21 protein-coding genes are annotated in these 13106 nt (G+C 63.3%); 13 read left to right on the top strand and 8 right to left on the bottom strand.

What is annotated here, in order from left to right; translation table 11 throughout:
- Positions 1–22: 22 nt before the first annotated feature.
- The 4 genes from AC1RQK_RS30905 to AC1RQK_RS30890 all read left to right on the top strand — a co-directional run bounded on the left by AC1RQK_RS30905 (position 23) and on the right by AC1RQK_RS30890 (position 2952).
- Entirely contained in the window at positions 23–1006 is a 984-nt protein-coding gene (locus tag AC1RQK_RS30905; RefSeq protein ID WP_492813111.1) for a glutathione S-transferase family protein, read from the top strand.
- A gap of 41 nt (positions 1007–1047) precedes the next feature.
- On the top strand, positions 1048–2082 hold the full coding sequence (locus AC1RQK_RS30900) for an alpha/beta fold hydrolase (protein WP_492373371.1): 1035 nt from the start codon (positions 1048–1050) through the stop codon (positions 2080–2082).
- Between the two features lie 284 nt (positions 2083–2366).
- Positions 2367–2666: a hypothetical protein gene (locus tag AC1RQK_RS30895; RefSeq protein ID WP_492373372.1), complete on the top strand. Its 300-nt coding sequence runs from the start codon at positions 2367–2369 to the stop codon at positions 2664–2666.
- A gap of 91 nt (positions 2667–2757) precedes the next feature.
- Positions 2758–2952, top strand: a complete 195-nt coding sequence (locus AC1RQK_RS30890; RefSeq protein WP_043344120.1) for a hypothetical protein — start codon at positions 2758–2760, stop codon at positions 2950–2952.
- 37 nt (positions 2953–2989) lie between these two features.
- On the opposite strand, the gene AC1RQK_RS30885 is transcribed toward AC1RQK_RS30890, so the two are convergent.
- Together AC1RQK_RS30885 and AC1RQK_RS30880 are read right to left on the bottom strand one after the other, a co-directional pair.
- A complete protein-coding gene (locus AC1RQK_RS30885) occupies positions 2990–3868 on the bottom strand; it encodes a lipid A biosynthesis lauroyl acyltransferase (RefSeq protein ID WP_492373373.1) in 879 nt (292 codons plus the stop codon).
- A gap of 191 nt (positions 3869–4059) precedes the next feature.
- Entirely contained in the window at positions 4060–4299 is a 240-nt protein-coding gene (locus AC1RQK_RS30880) for a hypothetical protein (RefSeq protein WP_267605672.1), read from the bottom strand.
- A 345-nt stretch (positions 4300–4644) separates the two neighbouring features.
- Here AC1RQK_RS30880 and AC1RQK_RS30875 point away from each other — a divergent pair, with 345 nt between their 5' ends.
- The 6 genes from AC1RQK_RS30875 (at position 4645) to AC1RQK_RS30850 (ending at position 7681) form a co-directional block, all read left to right on the top strand.
- Positions 4645–4848, top strand: coding sequence for a cold-shock protein (locus AC1RQK_RS30875; protein ID WP_006157950.1), 204 nt, complete (start codon positions 4645–4647; stop codon positions 4846–4848).
- A 97-nt stretch (positions 4849–4945) separates the two neighbouring features.
- On the top strand, positions 4946–5842 hold the full coding sequence (locus AC1RQK_RS30870) for a trypsin-like peptidase domain-containing protein (protein WP_492373374.1): 897 nt from the start codon (positions 4946–4948) through the stop codon (positions 5840–5842).
- Positions 5843–5912: 70 nt separating this feature from the next.
- Entirely contained in the window at positions 5913–6197 is a 285-nt protein-coding gene (locus AC1RQK_RS30865; RefSeq protein ID WP_043344135.1) for a hypothetical protein, read from the top strand.
- A gap of 192 nt (positions 6198–6389) precedes the next feature.
- The gene (locus tag AC1RQK_RS30860; RefSeq protein ID WP_416047718.1) at positions 6390–6713 is read left to right on the top strand and encodes a hypothetical protein; all 324 of its coding nucleotides are present in this window, start codon (positions 6390–6392) and stop codon (positions 6711–6713) included.
- A gap of 95 nt (positions 6714–6808) precedes the next feature.
- Positions 6809–7093 carry a hypothetical protein gene (locus tag AC1RQK_RS30855; RefSeq protein ID WP_150988690.1) on the top strand — a complete coding sequence of 95 codons (285 nt, stop codon included), beginning with the start codon at positions 6809–6811 and terminating at the stop codon, positions 7091–7093.
- A gap of 213 nt (positions 7094–7306) precedes the next feature.
- Positions 7307–7681, top strand: a complete 375-nt coding sequence (locus tag AC1RQK_RS30850) for a hypothetical protein (RefSeq protein ID WP_150988687.1) — start codon at positions 7307–7309, stop codon at positions 7679–7681.
- A gap of 72 nt (positions 7682–7753) precedes the next feature.
- Here the strand turns inward: AC1RQK_RS30850 and AC1RQK_RS30845 are convergent, their stop codons facing one another.
- The 3 genes from AC1RQK_RS30845 to AC1RQK_RS30835 all read right to left on the bottom strand — a co-directional run bounded on the left by AC1RQK_RS30845 (position 7754) and on the right by AC1RQK_RS30835 (position 8690).
- Positions 7754–8008 carry a translation initiation factor 1 gene (locus AC1RQK_RS30845; protein ID WP_150988684.1) on the bottom strand — a complete coding sequence of 85 codons (255 nt, stop codon included), beginning with the start codon at positions 8006–8008 and terminating at the stop codon, positions 7754–7756.
- Positions 8009–8088: 80 nt separating this feature from the next.
- Positions 8089–8310 carry a translation initiation factor IF-1 gene (gene infA, locus AC1RQK_RS30840; RefSeq protein WP_006157957.1) on the bottom strand — a complete coding sequence of 74 codons (222 nt, stop codon included), beginning with the start codon at positions 8308–8310 and terminating at the stop codon, positions 8089–8091.
- Positions 8311–8384: 74 nt separating this feature from the next.
- Entirely contained in the window at positions 8385–8690 is a 306-nt protein-coding gene (locus tag AC1RQK_RS30835; protein ID WP_492813105.1) for an isochorismatase, read from the bottom strand.
- A gap of 484 nt (positions 8691–9174) precedes the next feature.
- Between AC1RQK_RS30835 and AC1RQK_RS30830 the strand changes: the two genes are divergently transcribed.
- The gene (locus AC1RQK_RS30830; RefSeq protein ID WP_150988681.1) at positions 9175–9375 is read left to right on the top strand and encodes a hypothetical protein; all 201 of its coding nucleotides are present in this window, start codon (positions 9175–9177) and stop codon (positions 9373–9375) included.
- Positions 9376–9402: 27 nt separating this feature from the next.
- Here the strand turns inward: AC1RQK_RS30830 and AC1RQK_RS30825 are convergent, their stop codons facing one another.
- Both AC1RQK_RS30825 and AC1RQK_RS30820 read right to left on the bottom strand, forming a co-directional pair.
- On the bottom strand, positions 9403–9645 hold the full coding sequence (locus AC1RQK_RS30825; protein ID WP_043344153.1) for a hypothetical protein: 243 nt from the start codon (positions 9643–9645) through the stop codon (positions 9403–9405).
- Between the two features lie 110 nt (positions 9646–9755).
- Positions 9756–10025, bottom strand: coding sequence for a hypothetical protein (locus AC1RQK_RS30820; protein ID WP_006157961.1), 270 nt, complete (start codon positions 10023–10025; stop codon positions 9756–9758).
- Between the two features lie 225 nt (positions 10026–10250).
- Between AC1RQK_RS30820 and AC1RQK_RS30815 the strand changes: the two genes are divergently transcribed.
- Positions 10251–10388: a hypothetical protein gene (locus AC1RQK_RS30815; protein ID WP_006157962.1), complete on the top strand. Its 138-nt coding sequence runs from the start codon at positions 10251–10253 to the stop codon at positions 10386–10388.
- 228 nt (positions 10389–10616) lie between these two features.
- The gene (locus tag AC1RQK_RS30810; RefSeq protein ID WP_043344159.1) at positions 10617–10838 is read left to right on the top strand and encodes a hypothetical protein; all 222 of its coding nucleotides are present in this window, start codon (positions 10617–10619) and stop codon (positions 10836–10838) included.
- A gap of 371 nt (positions 10839–11209) precedes the next feature.
- On the opposite strand, the gene AC1RQK_RS30805 is transcribed toward AC1RQK_RS30810, so the two are convergent.
- Entirely contained in the window at positions 11210–12712 is a 1503-nt protein-coding gene (locus tag AC1RQK_RS30805) for a tripartite tricarboxylate transporter permease (RefSeq protein WP_006157964.1), read from the bottom strand.
- Between the last annotated feature and the right edge of the window lie 394 nt (positions 12713–13106).

The following is a 13106-nucleotide window of genomic DNA, read 5'->3' as shown; positions in this document are numbered from 1 at the left end:
GCATCAAAAAAGGAGTATCGACATGGGACTGCTCGTCAACGGCAAATGGCAAGACCGCTGGTACGACACGGCATCCACCGGCGGCCGCTTCGTTCGCAAGGACGCTGCCTTTCGCAACTGGGTGACGCCCGATGGCGCCGCCGGCCAGAGCGGCACCGGTGGCTTCAAGGCCGAGGCCGGGCGCTATCACCTGTACGTGAGCCTGGCCTGCCCGTGGGCGCACCGCACGCTGATCATGCGCACGCTCAAGGGGCTGGAAGAGATGATCAGCGTATCCACGGTGCACTGGCTGATGCTCGGCGAGGGATGGACGTTCGCCGAGGGCGCGGGCGTGGTGCCGGACACGGTCAACGGTGCGCGGCTCTTGCACCAGGTCTACACCGGCGCCGATCCCGACTACACCGGGCGCGTCACCGTGCCCGTGCTGTGGGACAAGCAGCGGGCAACCATCGTCAATAACGAGTCGTCAGAGATCATCCGCATGTTCAACACCGCCTTCGATGGTATTGGCGCCAAGGCGGGCGACTACTATCCGGCGGTGCTGCGCGCGGAAATTGACGAGGTCAACGCACGGGTATACGACACGCTCAACAATGGCGTCTACAAGTCCGGCTTTGCCACCACGCAAGATGCATATGAAGAGGCGGTGACACCGTTGTTCGATACGCTCGACTGGCTCGAGGCGCGGCTCGCCACGCGCCGCTTCCTGCTGGGCGACCGGCTTACCGAGGCCGACATCCGCCTGTTCACAACGCTGGTACGCTTTGACGCGGTTTATGTGGGGCACTTCAAGTGCAACCTGCGGCGCATCGCCGACTATCCGAACCTGTCTGGCTTCACGCGCGACATCTACCAGTTGCCGGGGATTGCGGCGACGGTCAATATCGACCATATCAAGCGGCACTACTATGAAAGCCACCGCTCCATCAATCCGAGTGGCGTGGTGCCGGCGGGGCCGGTGCTGGATTTTGCCGCACCGCCGGAGCGCGCGCGGCTGGCGGCGTAAGGCCGTTGTCCGTTTCCTTTTCGTTAGCCGAGACCACGCCCATGACGTTTCATCGCCAATTCCTGCTTGCCTTGCTCACATTGGCAGCCGTTGCCACCGCCCCCGTCGCGCTGGCTGCCGCCGACGATGGGCCCGCATATGGCCCCGAGCTGGAAGGCTTCGACTATCCGGCGCCGGTGCAGCAGTTCGCGTTCACCTCGCAAGGCGAGGCGATGCAGATGGCTTACATGGACATCAAGCCAGAGCGCGTCAACGGCCGCACCGCGGTCTTGCTGCATGGAAAGAACTTCTGCGCGGCGACCTGGGGGGACACGATCAAGGTACTCAGCACGGCCGGGTATCGCGTCATTGCGCCGGACCAGATCGGCTTCTGCAAATCCAGCAAGCCGGCGCACTATCAGTACAGTTTCCAGCAACTGGCGCGCAACACCCACGCCTTGCTGGAATCCATCGGGATCCAGCAGGCGACGGTGATCGGGCATTCCACGGGCGGCATGCTGGCGATGCGCTATGCGCTGATGTACCCGCAACAGACGGAGCAACTGGCGCTCGTCAACCCGATCGGCCTGGAAGACTGGAAGGCGTTGGGCGTGCCATCCTTGTCGGTGGATCAATGGTATGCCCGTGAGCTCGCCACCAACGCTGACAAGATCCGCAGCTACGAAAAGGCTACCTACTATGTGGGCACGTGGCGCCCCGAGTACGAGCCCTGGGTGCAGATGCTGGCGGGCATGAACCGCGGCCCGGGCAAGCAGCAGGTGGCCTGGAACTCCGCGCTGATCTACGACATGATCTTCACGCAGCCGGTCGTGTACGAGTTGGGCGCGCTGAAGACGCCAACCTTGCTGCTGATCGGCGACAAGGACACTACGGCCATCGCCAAGGATGCAGCACCGCCGGAAGTCCGCGCGAAGGTCGGCAACTATCCGGTGCTGGCGCTGCGCACCTTGAAGGCGCTGCCGAATGCCAGGCTGGTGGAGTTTCCGGCGCTGGGCCACGCGCCGCAGATGCAGGATCCAATGGCGTTCCACAAGGCGCTGCTGGATGGCCTGGCGGCGCTGCCGGCAAGCCGGTAGCGTGAATGCCGAAGGCGTGCGGGGGGACGGCGGCTGAGGGAATGAATCCTGCATGGGGGGCAGGGCAGGGCCGCTTTGCCCGTGGCTGTCACGCGCAGGCGGTTGCCGCCGCCAGATCAGATCCCTGGCCTGTCGTTACCGAACAAGAACACGCCATCTTGCACTTTCTCCGACCCATGCAGGCCGCGTTTTGTAAAAAATGCAGTGCTATCGCCGCCGTTCTCAGTCGATCCGCCGCACACGAAAAGTGCGCGCCCGGGAGACACGTTTGCCTTCGTCATGTCGTGTTCGCTGCGGTGACGCTCGGCGTGCCGGCAGGCCATGCCTTTGCCGAGCAGACGGAGGCGGCATCTGCGGTCGAAGTGGCGCAGTGCGGTGATCTGCTCACCATCGTGCGCGATAGCCTGGTCAAGGAGGTGGAAGTGCCTTGTGCTCACCCTTCGCCAGCGACATGCAACGAACGCAAGCGTCCGCTGCTGGCCATCACCGCCTATATCCGCGAGCGCAGCGCCAACCGAGGCGACGATTGCGACACGCTGCTGGAAGTGAATCGCCGCCTGCGCGCCTTGCCGCCAAAGCGCTGACAGGCCGCGCCGTGGTGCTACCATGCGCGCAGCTTGCTAGCCTGGGCATCAGGCCCGGGCGGCAGAGTTCGACTTTTGCAGGAGAATCTGGATGGATCCGACAGTAGTGATCAGCACCTTCGAGCGCATCGCCAACGACGACACGGTGGAGCTATCGGTGGACGATGCCGTGGCCGGCCTGGCCGCGCTGCTTGCCAGCGAGCCGTTTTCCGACGCGGCGCGTGCGCTGCTGGAGACGGTGGGCGCCACGCTCTATCGCGTGGGCCTGGATGGCTACGAAGGCTGAAGGGAAAGTGGGCGGCGCGCGCGCCGCTCCAGGCATTTCAGTAGACAGGCGCCTCGCCTTCGGGGCGGTGCTTGAAGCGGCGATGCACCCAGTAGTATTGCTCCGGCATGGCGCGGACCTGCTGCTCCAGGAACGCGTTCATGCGCAGCGCGTCGACCTTCTCGTCGCCGGAGGGGTAGCCCGCCAGCGCATCGAATATCTTCAGCTTGTAGCCGCGGTAGCCAGGCAGGACAGAGGTCGTGAAGGGCACGACGCGCGCGCCGCTGAGCGCGGCGAGGCGCGACACCGAGGTGAGCGTGCAAGCGGGGACGTTGAAAAACGGCACGAATACCGAATCGCGCAAGCCAAAATCCATGTCTGCCGCGAGCATCAGCGGCGTGCCCGACTTGAGCGCGCGCAAGGCCTGGCGCACGCTGCCATTGCGCGGGATCATCTCCGTGCCGAACCTGCCGCGCTGCTGCTTGGCGAGTTGTTCCAGCAACGGGTTCGACATCTTCGAGTAGAGTGAGGCCACCGGATGCTTGATCGAGTAGAACATGCAGCCGGCCTCGATCGCCACGAAATGGAATCCCAGGAAGATGGTCGGGCCGGCCTCGGTGTTGCCGAGCTCGATGGCGGACTCCAGCTCGACCAGGTCATTCAGCTTGCCGGCACAGCCATACCATTGCACCCCGCGTTCCAGGTAGCTTCGAATCACGTGGCTGAAATGCGCCTGTCCCAGGGCATGTCGATGCGCTTCGCTCTGGTCGGGAAAGCAAAGCCGCAGGTTGGTCTGCACCACGCTGCGGCGCCGGCTTGGAATGCGATAGAGCAGGGCGCCCAGGCCCATGCCGACGCGGGCGCACACGCTATAAGGCAAGGCGGCGAGCAAACGCAGCAGGCTGACGGTGAAAAATAGTCCGATACGCTGGATCATCCTGTTCCTGAAGGGTTGCCGCGAGGCGTGACGCGCGCCGCCGCGGCCAGGTGGCGCGGGCGTGCAGCGCTGTCTCGCGTGAAAGACGCGGCAGTGGTGGTGATTGCCAGCTAATGGGCTTGCGGGGCTTGTTGGGCCCGTCTTGGTGGTGTGGTGCTACGGCGCCGCGTCGATGCAGGCGCCTGCCTGGATCATTGAAGGTCCGGGACCGGCGCCTGCTGCGGCGCTAGCTGCCAGCCCTGCGCATCGACGTTCTTGCCGTCGCGGTAGATCCAGCCGGTGCCGCAGGCCTGGCACACAAAGGTACTGACGGTCATTGCAGGGCGGCGTGGCACCTTGATGCGCTGCGTGTCGGTGATCCTGAGCAACGCATGGCCTGGCGAGCCACCACGGTTGGTGTCGATGGCGAGGCAGGCTGGGCAAGGCGACATGCGGAATCCGACGGCGGAAGGTGGGTGACTGTAGCACGTTCATGCTGCTATAAACCGCCGCCGCGAGCTTGTATCTGTTCGCGCACGTGGGCGCGCGCGATGCGTGGCGCGAGGTGTGGAAAAGACCGTGCCCGCAACCAATGAGGCACTTTTTTCTTCAGTAAGTTGACATGCCTATCCCAGCCCTGTATAAACGTTGGTGCAGGATCTTTCAAGCGGTTACTCAGATGTTATGGATCGTCCCCTCCAAGCGGCGATTCGTTTGCTCCATGTTCCTTCCTTGATCGTCATGCCTGGTGAGCATCAGGCTCATCCAGAACTTTTAAGGTTTAAAGGATATCCAGCATGGAAACCGGTACCGTCAAGTGGTTCAACGACTCCAAGGGCTTCGGCTTCATCACCCCTGACGCAGGCGGCAACGACCTGTTCGCGCATTTCTCGGAAATTCAAGGCGGCGGTTTCAAGTCGCTGCAAGAAGGCCAGAAAGTGCGTTACGTCGCAGGCGTTGGCCAAAAGGGCCCCGCAGCGACCAAGATCGAGCCGATCTAATCGAGCCGATTCGAATCGCCTAGAAAGAAGCCCCGCTTAGCGGGGCTTTTTTTTTACCGACCGGGAATCATCGAGGTGCGCAAGCGCATAAAACATCATGCCTATGGTCGAATCCATCCTTCTAGCCGCCGTCCGGGTCTCGTCCTTCGAAGGCCAGCAGCCGCTGACCAATGCGAGCGGATTCTTCTTCGAGCGCGATGGCCGGCTCTTCGTGGTGACCAGCCGCCATGTGGTGTTCGACGAGCCAAGCAAGCACCACCCGGACCGTATCGAGATCGAACTGCACAGCCAGCCGGAAAACATGGCCGACTCGATCGGCTTTTCGATTCCGCTGTACCGTGACGGGCTTGCCGTCTGGCGCGAAGGCGAGGACGGCGGTGGTCCGGTCGATGTCGCCGTGGTGGAGATCGAGCGCAAGGCGTTGCCGCCCAAGCTGCTTTACCGGGCCTTCACGCCGGAACATCTGGCGCAGCCTTCCGACCGCGTCGAGGTGGGCGACTCCCTGTTGATCGTTGGGTTTCCCCTGGGTTTTCATGACGCGCTCCATCATCTGCCGGTTGCGCGCCAGGCCGTGGTCGCGTCCGCGTACGGATTGCGTTTCCAGGGCCAGGGGTTTTTCCTGACCGATGCCAGGACTCACCGCGGCACCAGCGGCGCGCTCGTAGTCTCGCGCATGCGCGATGGCCGGGGCGACAAGCTGGACCTGCCGTGGATGCTGCTCGGCATCCACTCGGCTCGCTTCGACGTCGGCTCGCGCGACCTGGCGGAGGACGAAGTGCTTGGGCTGAACTCTGCCTGGTATGCGGACATGCTGCTGACCCTGACCGAGCCCGTGGCGGCAAAGCCCGCGCGGACCGCGCCTGGCGCCGCCGCTACTCCCGCTGCTGCTACGCCCCCCGTTGCTGCTGCAGCGGCTATTGGCAATGCGGCAGCCATGCCGTCGGTTGCCCCGGCGGCTGCTCCCGCGCCAGTCCCGCCCGCTCGGCCAAAATAAAGGTCATGGAGCGGCTCCTAATAGGAGTAGAAGGAGTAGAGTGGGACTCAGTGGAACTGTGGAGTGCATCATGGACGTCAATCCGATTGCCAGCTACAAAGGGTTCGACTTATACCCTCTCGTGTACAAGCACGCCGTGGTGCGCACCTGGCCGGAACGCAGGCCGGACCGGACCTTCGATGCCGCCGTCGTGATCTGCCGCGAAGGTGGCGAGCCCGAGGGAACGCAGGCCCGTACGTTCCGCCTCGACACAGTGCCGTGGGACAACGTCGGCGCTGCGCGCCGTGGTGTCGTTCGTTACGCCGAGGACATCATCAACGGCGCGATTCCCGGGCAATCCGTCGTCTCGCTCTGACGCCTAGAGCGAGATGCGGCAATGTCCGTCGTTGCACGAGGATGACGCAGGCGCGCCTGTCATGTCCTCGCCTGTCCATGGCTTGGCCGAGCAGCCAGCCACCGCTGCGTCGTCGCCAGTTGACGAGATCCCCGGGATGTCCTGCTTGTCCATCGGACCGACGGCGCGCCGATCGTTCGTCGGTGCATCGTCATGCTAGATCTCGTTGCCTTCGTGAAGCCCGTCCTTGACGAGATCACCGGGCAAGACGTCAGGATCTGGCCGGCGGGGCAACGCGTGGTGACGGCAAACTGGCAGATCCCTGATGCCAGGAGCTTTACCTGGCCAGCCAGGGCGCTTGAAATAGAGATGGCGCAGGACGTCGCGGAGCAATTGAGCAACGCGGACCAGGACGCCTTATATCAACTACAACGCAGCCTTGACCGGTATCTGCGCGCACGCCTTGGCGTCCATTGCAAGCAGGACAAGCCAGGGAACGCGATCGTGATTGTCGTCGATCGCCTGATGGCTCCCTAGCTTGCCCGCGTGCTGGCGCATTGGGCCTAGGCATTGGCCATTGCGAGCGAACCGGCACAAGGCCAGCCGCGGCATCAAGCCGCCTGGAGCACTACATGAACAATACGCCTTCCGCCTGCTACAAGGGTTTCGACCTCTATCCGCTGGTGTACAAGATCCAGCCCGCGCAATCCTGGCCGAGGACCAAGCCGGATCGCAGCTTCAACGCGTCCGTGGTGATCTGCCGCGAAGGCCATCGGCCCGGCAGTGAACGCACGCGCGTGTTCCGCCTGGAAAGTACCCCTTGGGAGAATATCGGCACGGCGCGCAGGGGTGCCGTGAAGTTCGGTGAAGATATTATTAACGGGCTGATCCCCGGGGAGTCTGTCGCTACGCTGTAACGCTGCGCCGGCAGAATCTGGCCCAGTAGCGCGGCGTTGCCCGTGCTTGCCGTGATGCAGGTGTTGCCAACTGGTATCGTAGGGGTGGCCCGGCCACCGCCAGGCAATGGGAAGCAAGAGGAAACGGGACCGCGCCGTGCAATGCCCGCCCTGCCGGTCTACCTGTCAAAACCTGCCGTGCGCAGTTGCGCCGGCGCCGCGAGCGCATACGTCATGAACAAGGTTGCCACACCATCCAACTTCCTCTGCACGCTACCGGGGCAAGGCAAGGGCATCGCCTACCATGTAGCCGTCAGCTTTCTCGACTCCAGTCATCCGACGGGTGTGCGCTTCACCAGTTTTGTCGGTGACGGCAGGCGTTCATTCGGGGTTCAGGCCAACGAGGCGGCCTTGGCGGGCGAAATGGTCGACAGCTTCGAGGCATTGTGCCGGCTGGCGATCGGGCAAGCGATTCGTGACAACCTCTATGACAAGGCTGGCGAAGGAGACTACGTGCTGGACCTGGGCGCGCAGCCTTTCGAGGGCGAATTGCGCCCGGTTGGTTCGCGCGTTGGTGTCAGCATGCCGCGCATGCGGTTTCCTGGCTGAGTCATCGCGTTGCCTGGCGCTGGCACGGGCGCGGGGAGCGCCCGGGAGATCGTGCTGGTCCGGACTGCCTGGCTAGACGCCGAATGCCGGGCTGCCGAAGCGGGCCAGCAGCGATTCGATCAGTGCCATGTCTTCGGTCTGCGGCGTCCTGTCTTCCGTGGCTCGCGACGGGCCGCAATAGGTTGCGCATACATGCCTGCGCACGGTTAGCACTTCATCCGCGGGGCGCTCCACCGTGACTTCCGGTCCCGGCACGTGGCGATAGCTTCCGCCTACCCAGCCACCTGGCGTCAGGTGCATCTCTTCCCATTCTTCGCTGATCGACATGTTTCTTCCTTTCGTTAGAGGGTGGGAGGGGCCGCGGGCCAACAGCTTGACGGCGCGGCAGCGTATCCGGCCGACCAGTATCAGTACTTGTGGCGGTAGTTGATCCGGCCCTTGGTCAGGTCGTAGGGCGACATTTCCAGCGTGACGCGATCGCCGGCCAGGATACGAATGCGGTTCTTCTTCAGGCGGCCGGACGAATAGGCCCACACCTGGAAACCATTTTCCAGGATGACGCGAAAACGGTTGTCCGGCAGTACTTCCGATACTTGTCCACCAAATTCCACTAGTTCTTCTTTAGCCAAGGATGATCCTTTTGCAGCAAGACCTGCTGCACAGTAGGTTGAGACGCATGCGGGTTGCTTTTCGTGTGGCCGGCTTATTGCAGGCGCATATCGGCAGCGACGCTCTCGGCCGCGCGTCGGGCGGCCTGTTTAGCCTGGGCTTCGGTGCCATGCGTGGCATGGCGCATCGAGACGTTGGCGACGATGCATTCGGAGCCGTTCTTGTATTCGGCGATCAGATAGGTCGCAAACCACACGCCTGGCTCTTGTTGTATCGGGTAGACCGACACCGTGTACGGATTGGCGCGGTTGGCGCGGGTGGTGCTATTGGTGCGATTGATGCTTTGATTCAAGGTGTTGCCCTTATGCGGGCGGACGATCTGAGGCAACGTTGAGCGCATCTCATGGTGCGCCGCGTGCTCTCTTCTGGCGATCGGTCGCCGTGTTTGCGTTGTCCAGCAACGTCAGATCTCGCGCATTTGCGCGGGAAAGGCAGCTGGTGATGAGTGGACCGTGCTTGCGCAGGCTGATGCGCCAGGTACATGCGCACAGGTTACGGAGCGGACATGCCGCCGGGTCGGGAGGGTGATGGGCGGTTGTCGCCCTGAACGAATCGGGTGTACGCCCGACAGGCTGCCGTTAATATTTTGATGATGTCTGGCAGCCGGCACGTTTGGGCCGACGAGAAGAGGGTCGGCGAACGGCCAAGACTGACAATGATACCATTTTCCGTCAATCGGCGCTCGCCCGCGGATTTGCGCGTACGATAGACATGGCGTTGCGCATAGCGCCCCTCGTGGCGCTGGTGTGGCCCGGCGCTACCTGTCGTATCACGGGAAAGCCGGTGCCCGATGCCCGGCAGGCCGTAACTGAACGAGGTGATCGATGCCGGAGAGTTTTTTCTATCAGGGCCATTACGTCAACCTGGAGTTGACGCAGCGCACTTTCGGGCAATGGAACTGGGTCTATACCCTGGATACGCACGGCCGTTTTGAAAACCAGGGCAACGCGTTCAGCTCGCGCGAGCTTGCCATGGCGGATGCCCTGGAGAACGCCAAGGCCCGGATCGAGCGCCTGGGGCACTAGTTACGTGGCACCAGGCGCCTGGCCGCCTTACTTCCCCTCGTCGGGAATGTTGTATTGCGCCTGCAGCGTGGCCGTGAATGGCCGGATCTTCTCGATGCAGGCCGCGCTGTCGCCGCCCTCCATGGTGGACAGATTCCAATTGCAGCCGCCTGCGTCCGGCGCATGCCAGCAAACGTCGCCGAAGCAGGCGCCGCTGCATTCCGCGAATTTCTGCTGCTCGGCGCGAATCATCGCGCGCAGTTCCGCCTTGTTCTTGATCTGTCGGTCCATGGTCGTCTCCTGTTTTTTCGTGGGGAAGTCTTGCTGGGCGTGGCTGCGGCCAGGCCGGTCAGGGCGGCCGCGCGATGGACTGCAATTCCGGGCGAATCGAGGGGGCGGGATTACTTGCGCTTGACGAAGGTGGACATGTCGTCGATGACGGTCCTGGCATAGGACACGGCCAGGTCGATGGCATCGTGCGGCGTGTGCGCGACATGCTCGAGCAAAGGTGGCACCAGCCTGAGCGAGCCGCTGTCGCCGCTGACCTGCGTGATGGTCACGGTGGCGAGAAAGCTCGCCCGTGCGAGTTCGGCATTGGCGCTTTCGTCGAACGAGCGACGTACATTGGCCGAAACCTTGAACCCCTTGTAGATCGCATGATTTTGAGACATGTTGATCTCCTTTCTTCAACGAGCATACGCTGTTTGCCCGGTGGCGTCCGATTTACTTGGCGGGGCCATGGCACGCGGTTATCAGGCGGCGGCCGAAGGCGATTCTCCTGCTTCCGTCATGCGCAGGCGCCTCGCGCGCGATATTTCCCTGAACGCTGGAGTAAGCGGGTATGCTGGATCTGCCGCCTGGCACGCAATGCAGTAACCCACTCGTGGAGACACACCATGGCCAAAGGTCAATTACGCGGCAATCGCGAAACCAAGAAGCCCAAGCAACCCAAGAAGCCGGTCGCGCCCGCAGCACCGTTCGGTGCCGTCCAGTCGCGCGTCGGCAATGATGGCGCAGCAGGCAAGAAGAAGTAATCAAGGCGCAAATCAAGGCGCGAGTAAAGCGCAAATAATGCGCAACTGAAGTGCGACTGAGACGGAACGTCAGGCTGGACCGTGTCATCTTGCGTTGCAGCAAGAAGCGCGGGGTGCCGCCGCTGCCGGCGTGCTCCCGTTCAGCACCTGACGCTCACCCGAGGCGGTGGCGGTGACAAGCTGCCGCCGGGGCGTTCGAGACACCGGGAGTGCAAGATGAGGCGTGACATGTCCTTCGCGGACCGCGTGCTGACGGCACTGCGCGCTGACAGCCAGGCGATGATGACGGATCTCCAGCTCGCCAAGGCGCTGGGCAATGCCGATGCATCCAAGCTCAGCCACCATTTATTGCTGCTTCAGGATTCGGGCCTGGTCGCCAAGACCGCTACCTCCGGGTGGCGCCTGACCTGGGCCGGCCACGACCGCGCGGAAGCGCGCAGCGTGGCCTAGCAGGCATCCGGCCGGCCGCCAGCCCGGCCGCACAGACAAACCAAATCCCCCGCTATAAAGTACAAAGCCCGTGGCTATTGCGGCACGGGCTTTGTCACGCTATTTCTTGTCGGCGGGCTGTACCGCTTGCGGGTCAAACTGGCCGGGCTGGGAGGTCCTGCGCTTTTCGCCGGGTTGCTGGAAGTGTGTCTTCCAGGGTGTGGTCGGCGCTGTTTGCTGACCAGGTTGCCTGGGACTGTAATTCATTCAATACCCCCATCGATGTCCGTCCGTGCCGGACCGGCACTCTCCCAGTGTAGGCTTGTGCCGGCCCTTTCCCTAACGCTGTTACCGATGAGGCGCCCGCCCGCGGCGGCGTCGCCATGCCGGCGTCATTCCTCCTGGAATGCTTCCTCGCGCTTGGCCTTGATCGACGGCAGGGCAACGATGCAGACCAGCAGCCCGGCCGCGATCAGCAGGCCGAGCGACAACGGACGGGTCAGGAATACGGTGAATGTCCCCCGCGACAGCAAGAGCGCGCGGCGGAAGTTCTCCTCCATCATCGGCCCCAGCACAAAGCCCAGCAGCAGCGGCGCCGGCTCGCACTTGAGCTTGATGAACAGGTAGCCGATCACACCGAAGCCAGCCGCGGTGAAGACGTCGAAGGTCTGGTTGTTGACCGAGAACACGCCGATGCAGCAGAACACCAGGATGGCCGGGTACAGGTAGCGGTAGGGCACCTGCAGCAGTTTGACCCAGATGCCGATCAGCGGCAGGTTCAGGATGATCAGCATCAGGTTGCCGATCCACATCGAGGCGATCAGGCCCCAGAACAGCGCGGGGTTGCTGGTCATGACCTGCGGGCCCGGCTGGATGTTGTGGATGGTCATCGCGCCCACCATCAGCGCCATCACGGCGTTGGGCGGAATGCCCAGCGTGAGCAGCGGGATGAAGGAGGTCTGCGCCGCGGCGTTGTTGGCCGATTCCGGACCTGCCACGCCTTCGATGGCGCCCTTGCCGAATTCATGCGAGTACTTGGAAGTCTTCTTCTCCAGCGAGTAGGCCGCGAAGGAAGCCAGCGCCGCGCCGCCACCGGGCAGGATCCCGAGGATGGAGCCGAGCGCGGTACCGCGCAGCACCGCTGGCGCCATGCGCTTGAAGTCCGCCTTGGAGGGCCACAGGTTGGTGACGTGATCGGTAAAGGTTTCGCGGTTTTCCTTCTGCTCCAGGTTGGCGATGATCTCGGCAAAGCCGAACATGCCCATGGCCAGTGCGACGAAGTCGACACCGTCGGTCAGCTCCGGTACGTCGAAGGAGAAGCGCGCGGCGCCCGAGTTCACGTCCGTGCCGACCAGGCCCAGCAGCAGTCCCAGCACGATCATGGCCACGGCCTTGGGCAGCGAGCCCGAAGCCAGCACCACGGCGCCGATCAGGCCCAGGCACATCAGCGAGAAATACTCGGCGGGCCCAAACTTGAATGCCAGTTCCGACAGCGGCGTAGCAAACGCGGCCAGGATCAGCGTAGCCACGCAGCCGGCAAAGAAGGAGCCTAGGCCGGCGGTTGCCAGCGCCACCCCCGCTCGCCCTCGCCTGGCCATCTGGTAGCCATCGATGGTGGTCACCACCGACGACGACTCACCCGGCAGGTTAACCAGGATGGCGGTGGTGGAACCACCGTATTGGGCGCCGTAGTAAATGCCGGCCAGCATGATCAGCGCAGCCACCGGGGGCAGCGTGTAGGTCACCGGCAGCAGCATGGCGATGGTCGCCAGTGGCCCGATGCCGGGCAGCACGCCGATCAGCGTTCCCAGCACGCAGCCGAGAAAGCAGTATCCAACGTTCTGCAGTGTCAGCGCCGTGGAGAACCCAAGGGCCAGGTGTTCGAATAGTTCCATGAGGCTGTCTCCCTCGCCTGCAGTGAAACCCGGGCCGCGCATCTGCGGCAAGGCAGGCACGGCGGACCAGGCTACGCGCGGTATTTTTTGCGGAATTGCGCGCGAATCGGAGGAAGCTGGCGCGGCGCGAGGCTACGCTGGTTTCCGCCACAGATCGTCATCGACAGCAAGCGCGCGCGCTTAGGCGCACCCCAATGGCTTACCAAGCACAGTAGGCGCGAGTGCTTTCATCCGCCTTTCAGTGACGGCAGCTGCGGGTATGTCCCGATACGCCTGAGTGATGCTTAAGTGACGCCGAAGTGACGCGTGAGTGATGCCTGAGATTCCTTGCGCCCGAAAAGCAACGCCCCGGCCAAAAGCCGGGGCGTTGTCACATGGCCCGCCGCTCGCCTGG

The sequence above is a fragment of the Cupriavidus sp. GW822-FHT02D05 genome (genome assembly GCF_058802485.1).
This window is presented reverse-complemented; position numbering and strand designations above follow the sequence as displayed.

Coding starts and splice junctions, on each gene's coding strand:
- AC1RQK_RS30905 (WP_492813111.1), top strand. CDS start 23: ATGGGACTGCTCGTCAACGGCAAATGGCAAGACCGCTGGTACGACACG.
- AC1RQK_RS30900 (WP_492373371.1), top strand. CDS start 1,048: ATGACGTTTCATCGCCAATTCCTGCTTGCCTTGCTCACATTGGCAGCC.
- AC1RQK_RS30890 (WP_043344120.1), top strand. CDS start 2,758: ATGGATCCGACAGTAGTGATCAGCACCTTCGAGCGCATCGCCAACGAC.
- AC1RQK_RS30885 (WP_492373373.1), bottom strand. CDS start 3,868: ATGATCCAGCGTATCGGACTATTTTTCACCGTCAGCCTGCTGCGTTTG.
- AC1RQK_RS30880 (WP_267605672.1), bottom strand. CDS start 4,299: ATGTCGCCTTGCCCAGCCTGCCTCGCCATCGACACCAACCGTGGTGGC.
- AC1RQK_RS30875 (WP_006157950.1), top strand. CDS start 4,645: ATGGAAACCGGTACCGTCAAGTGGTTCAACGACTCCAAGGGCTTCGGC.
- AC1RQK_RS30870 (WP_492373374.1), top strand. CDS start 4,946: ATGCCTATGGTCGAATCCATCCTTCTAGCCGCCGTCCGGGTCTCGTCC.
- AC1RQK_RS30865 (WP_043344135.1), top strand. CDS start 5,913: ATGGACGTCAATCCGATTGCCAGCTACAAAGGGTTCGACTTATACCCT.
- AC1RQK_RS30860 (WP_416047718.1), top strand. CDS start 6,390: ATGCTAGATCTCGTTGCCTTCGTGAAGCCCGTCCTTGACGAGATCACC.
- AC1RQK_RS30855 (WP_150988690.1), top strand. CDS start 6,809: ATGAACAATACGCCTTCCGCCTGCTACAAGGGTTTCGACCTCTATCCG.
- AC1RQK_RS30850 (WP_150988687.1), top strand. CDS start 7,307: ATGAACAAGGTTGCCACACCATCCAACTTCCTCTGCACGCTACCGGGG.
- AC1RQK_RS30845 (WP_150988684.1), bottom strand. CDS start 8,008: ATGTCGATCAGCGAAGAATGGGAAGAGATGCACCTGACGCCAGGTGGC.
- AC1RQK_RS30835 (WP_492813105.1), bottom strand. CDS start 8,690: ATGCGCTCAACGTTGCCTCAGATCGTCCGCCCGCATAAGGGCAACACC.
- AC1RQK_RS30830 (WP_150988681.1), top strand. CDS start 9,175: ATGCCGGAGAGTTTTTTCTATCAGGGCCATTACGTCAACCTGGAGTTG.
- AC1RQK_RS30825 (WP_043344153.1), bottom strand. CDS start 9,645: ATGGACCGACAGATCAAGAACAAGGCGGAACTGCGCGCGATGATTCGC.
- AC1RQK_RS30820 (WP_006157961.1), bottom strand. CDS start 10,025: ATGTCTCAAAATCATGCGATCTACAAGGGGTTCAAGGTTTCGGCCAAT.
- AC1RQK_RS30815 (WP_006157962.1), top strand. CDS start 10,251: ATGGCCAAAGGTCAATTACGCGGCAATCGCGAAACCAAGAAGCCCAAG.
- AC1RQK_RS30810 (WP_043344159.1), top strand. CDS start 10,617: ATGTCCTTCGCGGACCGCGTGCTGACGGCACTGCGCGCTGACAGCCAG.
- AC1RQK_RS30805 (WP_006157964.1), bottom strand. CDS start 12,712: ATGGAACTATTCGAACACCTGGCCCTTGGGTTCTCCACGGCGCTGACA.